General features: G+C 35.6%; 6 protein-coding genes. 1 reads left to right on the top strand and 5 read right to left on the bottom strand.

What is annotated here, in order from left to right:
- The first annotated feature begins 50 nt into the window (after positions 1 to 50).
- Complete coding sequence (locus DIU01_RS09160) at positions 51 to 545, top strand: DUF1648 domain-containing protein (protein ID WP_290833719.1); 495 nt, start codon at positions 51 to 53, stop codon at positions 543 to 545.
- Between the two features lie 160 nt (positions 546 to 705).
- Here the strand turns inward: DIU01_RS09160 and DIU01_RS09165 are convergent, their stop codons facing one another.
- From DIU01_RS09165 to DIU01_RS09185, 5 genes are all read right to left on the bottom strand, one after another.
- Positions 706 to 1,866 (bottom strand): beta-ketoacyl synthase N-terminal-like domain-containing protein, encoded by a 1,161-nt coding sequence (locus tag DIU01_RS09165; RefSeq protein ID WP_290833721.1) that lies wholly within the window; start codon positions 1,864 to 1,866, stop codon positions 706 to 708.
- Positions 1,867 to 2,194: 328 nt separating this feature from the next.
- The gene (gene bioA, locus DIU01_RS09170; protein ID WP_290833723.1) at positions 2,195 to 3,466 is read right to left on the bottom strand and encodes an adenosylmethionine--8-amino-7-oxononanoate transaminase; all 1,272 of its coding nucleotides are present in this window, start codon (positions 3,464 to 3,466) and stop codon (positions 2,195 to 2,197) included.
- A 110-nt stretch (positions 3,467 to 3,576) separates the two neighbouring features.
- Positions 3,577 to 4,041 (bottom strand): GNAT family N-acetyltransferase, encoded by a 465-nt coding sequence (locus DIU01_RS09175; protein WP_290833725.1) that lies wholly within the window; start codon positions 4,039 to 4,041, stop codon positions 3,577 to 3,579.
- A gap of 6 nt (positions 4,042 to 4,047) precedes the next feature.
- Complete coding sequence (gene bioD / locus DIU01_RS09180) at positions 4,048 to 4,665, bottom strand: dethiobiotin synthase (RefSeq protein WP_290833726.1); 618 nt, start codon at positions 4,663 to 4,665, stop codon at positions 4,048 to 4,050.
- Between the two features lie 86 nt (positions 4,666 to 4,751).
- Entirely contained in the window at positions 4,752 to 5,909 is a 1,158-nt protein-coding gene (locus DIU01_RS09185) for a pyridoxal phosphate-dependent aminotransferase family protein (RefSeq protein WP_290833727.1), read from the bottom strand.
- Positions 5,910 to 6,062 lie beyond the last annotated feature (153 nt).

Here is a 6,062-nt window from a genome sequence, read left to right on the forward strand (position 1 = left end):
GTTGCGAGTTTCGGGTTTCGGGTTACTGATTAGATTTATAAACTATTTTTATGGAAAAACGACCAAAAATTAAAGTTTCACTTAGCTTATTTGATACAATTATTGAAGTAACTAGTTATCTTGCTTTGGTTGCTTTTTGGGTGATGACTATTTTTGCTTTTACAACTTTGCCAGAAAGTATTCCAACGCATTACAATGGCTTGGGTGAAGTTGATGGTTATGGACCAAAAGCTACAATTTTCTTTTTACCAGTTTTGGGAACGGTACTTTTTGCATTTCTAACTTACATTGTTAAAAAGCCTGAAACCTTTAATTACACTGTTGAAATAACCGAGGAGAATGCGCTTGCGCAATACACTAATTCAACTAAACTGCTTCGGTTTATGAAATTAGCATTACTAATTCTGTTTATAGTAATTGATTACAAAACCATTGCAACTTCTAACGGCGCTTCTGATGGATTAGGAAAATGGTTTTTACCGTTTACTATTGCACTGATTTTTGTTCCGGTGGTTTTTTCTGTTTACAGATCGTTTAGAAAGTAGTTTTCAGTTTTCAGTCGCAGTTTTCAGTCTCAGTTGTCGGTTGTCGGTTGTTAGTTATCTGTTATCTGTGAACTGCTATCGGTTATCTGTGAACTGCTATCGGTTGTCTTTTATCTGCTATCTGCTATCTGCTATCTGTTATCTGCTATCAGTGTTCAGTTTAAAACTCTTTTGATAGTAGAATACTTACTGCATTTCCGCCGAAACCTACTGCGTTTATTAGTACTTTCTTTATTTCTTTTCTGCTGGTTTGCTTTTCAGCAAATGGTACTTCGATGAAGTGATTGTGTTGCATCATTAAGATGGCTAATTCCATATTTAACATTCCGGATGCGCCAAAAGTGTGGCCTACTTTCCATTTATTTGTTGTGAGCATTGGATGATTTTGACCAAATACTTTTTGAATGGCTTTGTATTCTGATGTGTCGCCTTTTAAAGTTCCGGGCATGTGCATTACTATGGCGTCAACTTCTTCTAGATTGGTTTTTTGCAATGCCATTTTCATGGATTTCTGAAAGCAATTGGCTTCGTCTGATATCGAAATGTTGTGTTCAATATCGTCTGTGGCATATCCAATTCCTGCGATGTAAGCCAACGCGTTTGGGTTTTCGCCAATTTCTAAACAAGCTACCGATGCGCCTTCGCCAAGAACCATAGTGTTTTTGGTTTTTGTGAAATCGAAAGCTTTGCATGGAAATGCATCTGTCTCTTTGCTGTAAATCTTTAAAGCATTCATTTGAGCAATCGTGAAAGCGGTTAATGGTGCTTCACTTCCACCGACTAAAAACTTCGATGCCATTCCCGATTGCAACCAAGCAACGGCATTTAAAACAGCATGTAAAGCGGTTGAACAAGTTATAGAATGCGAGATTTCGGGTCCGTTGTTTTTTAAATCGTGTGCTACCCAAGACGAAATATTTCCTAAAGTCGTGGTTGGCGATGCTAATGTTGCTGTTTTGCCAGTTTCTAGGAATTCTTGGTGGTATTTTTCAAATAATTGTGTGGCGCCACGAGACGAACCAATGTTGATTCCGAATTCGTCTCCATTTTTCCAACCCGCATTTTTTATGGCTTGACGCGAAACTAATATGGAAAGCAAAACGGTTTCGTCTAAGGCTTTGTATTTGATTTCACTTTTTCTTAACTCTTCTATTTCTTGTCTGATTTCTTCTGGAATTGTGGCTACAAATTGTGGCGTTCCGTTAAAGTCTTTAGTTGAAATTAAAGTTTCGTTTGAAAGATAATTGCGCCAAATAGCATCAGGATTTTTTCCTAAAGGTGAAATGGATGCAAGTGATGTTATGGCGATTTTAGTTTTCATTGTTAACCGCAAAGTTCGCAAAGTTTAACGCAAAGTTCACTATGATTTTATTTTTTTATGTAAATGATTTGAAAAAAGCTGACACGAATTTCACGAATTTTCACGAATTAAAGTATCATCAAATAATTTCACGAATTTTAACTGGATTTTGCAGATAGTTCTAAAAGTTTATCGTTTAGCCCTGATTGCAGTGGAAATCCTTTTTTCAATTGCCTTGGGTTTAAACCCAAGGCAATTGAAAAAAGATTGCAACGGAAAGCAGGAAAATGGATTGCAAAAATGCCCAATCCCGAAGCTTCGGGAATTCGCTTCTAATAAAAAAGCAAAATTACACTATTTCTAGAGCATTTTCGATAGTTTGATAGACTTTTTGCAACTGGTTTTCGGTGATGATGTAGGGTGGCAAAATGTACACGATGTTTCCTACTGGTCGTAAAATTACGCCGTTTTCTATGAAGAATTTGTAGAGTTTGTTGCGCATGGTTCCGTAGTAACTTTCTTGGGTTTCGGTTTTGATTTCTAGCGCGAATATCACTCCGAGCACTCGAGTGGTTTTTACTTTTGGATGATTTTTTATTTTGGATTGAAATGCTAAATGCGATTGATGAACCGTTTGAATATTTTGCTGAATTTCATCGGTTTGTAAAAGTGAAATACTCGCCAAAGCTGCTGCGCAACCTGTAGGATTTGCAGTAAAAGTGTGTCCGTGAAACAAGGCTTTGTCGGTGTCATCATGGTAAAATCCGTCGAAGATTTCTTGGGTAAATGTGGTGATTGCCATTGGGATTGTTCCGCCTGTTAATGCTTTAGACAAGCACATCATATCTGGTTTATTTTGTAGATAATCACTTGCGAATGTTTTACCTGTTTTGCCAAAACCAGTCATGACTTCGTCGGCAATTGTGAAGACGTTGTTTTGGTTGCAAATGGCGATTAACTTATCTAAAACTTCTGGCGAATACATTACCATTCCTGCAGCTCCAAGCACTAATGGTTCGAAAACAAACGCAGCAAATTCGTTGGTTTCTACAAGATTTTCTAAGGTTTTTATAGTGTGTTCTTCGTTGCCTTGAGTTGGAACCGGAATGCGAACAACTTCTAAAAGCGAACCTTTGAAGGCTTCTGTGAAAAAGGTAATTCCGCTGGCAGCCATAGCTCCGAAAGTGTCGCCGTGAAAAGCATCTTCAAAAGCGATGACTTTAGTTTTTACTATTCCTTTGTTATAATTGTATTGTAAAGCCACTTTGATAGCAACTTCTACTGCAGTTGAACCATTATCGGAATAGAAAATTTTCTGTTGATTAGAAGGTAGAATTTCCATTAGTTTTTCTGATAATTCTACGGCTTTATTGTGAGTAAAACCTCCAAACAACACGTGTTCTAAAGTGGTTAATTGCTCATAAATAGCATCTGCCATAATTTTGTTGGAATGTCCGAAAGGATTCACCCACCACGAAGCGATGGCGTCGATGTACTCTTTTCCGTTTTCGTCCCACAATAATGCGTCTTTTCCTTTTACAATTGCAGGAAAATCGGCTACTGTTTTGTGTTGTGTGTATGGATGCCAGTTGTGTTTTTTGTCTCGTTGTGAAAGATTCATTTTTATTAGAATATAGAAAATAGAGAATAGAAAATAGACTTGTCTCTAAATGTTTTTGCAAAGATAACTAAGTCTATTTTCTTTCCTCTATTTTCTATTCTCTTATAATGTTAAAAGTGAGATAATAGATTAAGTTCCATGATGGGCAAAAATCTATTTTTGATTGAAGTTTCGAGTTGTCCGATGGTTTTAAATCCGAACTTTTGGTAGAATTTTTCGGCGTTTGGATCGGCGTCGAGAACTATCTTTTTAATGTCGCAATTTTCTTTTATTCGATTTAAGAAATCTTGCATTAATTGGTTTCCAAATCCTTTTCCGATGTACTCTGGAAGTATAAATAGGTTGTCTAATTTTATGATTGCAGCTTCTGAATTGAAATAAGAATAGTAACCGATCACTTGATTTTCTTGTATCAGTTTATAGGCAAAATTAGTTTGGATGTAATCTTTAGTAATTGTGAGCGCATCATTCCATTGCGTCATTTGTTCTTCTGAATATCCCCAAAATGCTTTAGATTTTTTAGTGATTTCTGTTAAGATTTCATGATCGTCGCTATTTGCTTTTTCAATATTCATTGATGACTACAATGCTAGAAGATTTTCTCTAAACAAATCGGCGTAATATTGAATTACATTTTGGTCGAAATACGGTTCGTTGTCAATTCGTCCTATGAATTTGGCTTTGGTTTTATTCAGGATAATTTCTTCTGTAGCTTTATTTTCATCACCAGAAAAAATGATTCCGGCCACTTTTAAGTTTCGACTTTTTAATGCTTCAAATGACAATAAAGTGTGGTTGATGCTTCCAAGATAATGTCTTGAAACCATAATAATTTTATAATCCTCTTTAATTAAATCGATTATGGAATCGTTATCGTTTAATGGAACTAACAATCCGCCTGCGCCTTCGATTACAAGATGATTTTCGGTTTTTGGTTCGATGATTTGGTTTAAATCGATGGTGATTCCGTCAATTTTTGCTGCTAAATGTGGACTTGCCGGTGTATTTAGTTTATAGCTGTTTTCGTGAATAACAGTTTTGTTATTTGAAATATAGCGTTGAATTTTATGACTATCAGAATTGTCTAAATCGCCTGCTTGTACTGGTTTCCAATAATCGGCTTCGAGTGATTGGGTTACAATTGCTGATGTTACGGTTTTGCCTACATCGGTTCCGATTCCTGTGATGAATAGTTTCATAGTTTTTTTCACTGAGATTCACAGAGAAAAGGAGATTTAGGAGCTAAAAAACTCTGTGAAAATGCTCTTTGAATCTCTGTGTAAAATTAAAACACAAAAGTACTCAACAATTTCAATACTTCCGAGATTTCTTTTTCGGAATTGTAGGAATGTAGACAAAAACGCAATCGTTCTTGACCTTCTGGAACGGTTGGTGAAAGGATGGCTTTTACATCAAATCCGTTTTCTTGAAGTTGACGTGCAATTGCTTTTACCTTTTCGTTTCCTGGAATTATGGCGCATTGAATGGCCGATTTACTATAGACAAAAAGAGGTTTCAAACCCATTTGCATTTTCTCTTGATTAAAGAATTGAATGTTCTTTTTAAGGTTTTGAATGGCTTCTTTTTCGGATTCTAAATGTTGGTAGGCGATTAAAATTGTAGCAACTGAATGTGGTGAAAGTCCGGTTGTGTAAATGAAACTTCTGGCAAAATTTACTAGATAGTTTTTTAGTTCTTGACTTCCTAAAATCGCTGCGCCGTGACAACCTAATCCTTTTCCGAAGGTCATAATTGTTGCGAAGACTTTGTTTTGTAATCCTTGACTTTGCACTAATCCTTGTCCGAAATCGCCAAAAACTCCTAAGGCATGCGCTTCGTCAACCACTAAATGGCAATTGTATTTTTCGCAAAGATTGGCTAGTTCTTCTAGATTTGGTGAATCGCCGTCCATTGAGAAGACGGATTCCGTGACTATGTAAAAAGTTTCGAGTTGCGGGTTTCGGGTTTCGAGTTGCTTACTAATTACTTTTTCTAAGTGTTCAAAATCGTTGTGCTGGAATTTATATGCTTTTGCATTACTCATTTGGATTCCGTCGCGGATTGAGGCGTGACATAATTCGTCGTAAAGAATAATATCGTTGCGTTGCGGAACCGAACTGAAGAAACCCACATTAGCATCATAACCCGAATTGAAAATTAAAGCCGTTTCTGATTGATGGAAATTGGCAATAAACTCTTCTGTGATTTGGTATAAGTTATGATTACCTGAAATTAATCGTGAACCAGTTGCGCCGTTAATTTTTATATCGTTTTCTAAAAGATACTGATGTGTTTGATTGAAAATTTCTTCCGAACGAGCAAAACCTAAATAATCATTAGAAGCAAAATCTATTAAATTATTAAAAATTGGCAATTTTCGTAAGGCATTGTTTTGCTCACGTTGTTGTAGTTTTTGTGATAATGATTTTGGGAAGTTCTTCATGGTTTACAAATGTAGAAAAAGTTGTTGAGATAGAAATTTTTAATAAATAATTGTTTTTTGATAATTTATTATTGTTTTACAATAATTTTTATATATTTGTTTGGAATTTTAAAACATAAAACATGAGAAAATTAAATATTTTGAAAACAGTAT

Origin of the sequence: Flavobacterium sp. (genome assembly GCF_003525665.1) — a bacterium.
Classification (GTDB): Bacteria; Bacteroidota; Bacteroidia; order Flavobacteriales; family Flavobacteriaceae; genus Flavobacterium.

Bases quoted from the DNA above. Each gene is read 5' to 3' on its own strand.
- DIU01_RS09160 (WP_290833719.1), top strand. From the start codon at position 51: ATGGAAAAACGACCAAAAATTAAAGTTTCACTTAGCTTATTTGATACA.
- DIU01_RS09165 (WP_290833721.1), bottom strand. From the start codon at position 1,866: ATGAAAACTAAAATCGCCATAACATCACTTGCATCCATTTCACCTTTA.
- bioA (WP_290833723.1), bottom strand. From the start codon at position 3,466: ATGAATCTTTCACAACGAGACAAAAAACACAACTGGCATCCATACACA.
- DIU01_RS09175 (WP_290833725.1), bottom strand. From the start codon at position 4,041: ATGAATATTGAAAAAGCAAATAGCGACGATCATGAAATCTTAACAGAA.
- bioD (WP_290833726.1), bottom strand. From the start codon at position 4,665: ATGAAACTATTCATCACAGGAATCGGAACCGATGTAGGCAAAACCGTA.
- DIU01_RS09185 (WP_290833727.1), bottom strand. From the start codon at position 5,909: ATGAAGAACTTCCCAAAATCATTATCACAAAAACTACAACAACGTGAG.